Genomic DNA, 514 nt, shown 5'->3' on the forward strand with positions numbered 1-514 from the left:
AGGTTAGGATGGGGGTGGCTTTGCGACTTTAGGTAATAAAATCAAATTCGTACAACCCATAGAACCACCCTCTCCCCGGCCCTCTCCCGCCAGACGGGAGAGGGGGCAGGTTGCAGATAAAAACGAGGTCGTCTGAAAACTTTGGGATTTGAGTTTTGGAGAAACTCGTTCCCGATTTTTTCAGATGACCTCGTTTATTCAATCAATACAGGCTTGGGATAACTCAAGTAGCGTAGGCTTTGCCCACGAAATCTACCACCTGAAAATCCAAATCAGACAACAGCCGAATGGACATCCATTCCGGCATTTATCTCGCGGGCAAAGTCCACGCTACTCATTGCAGCAACCGCAACCTGTCCCTTCCCCCGTCCGGCGGGGGAAGGTTAGGATGGGGGTGGCTTTGCGATTTTAGGTAATAAAATTCGTGCGAACCGTAGAGCCACCCTCTCCCCAGCCCTCTCCCACCAGACGGGAGAGGGACAGGTTGCGAATAAAAACGAGGTCGTCTGAAAAC

It is taken from the genome of Neisseria sp. HMSC065D04 (genome assembly GCF_001815675.1).
Taxonomy (GTDB): Bacteria; Pseudomonadota; Gammaproteobacteria; order Burkholderiales; family Neisseriaceae; genus Neisseria.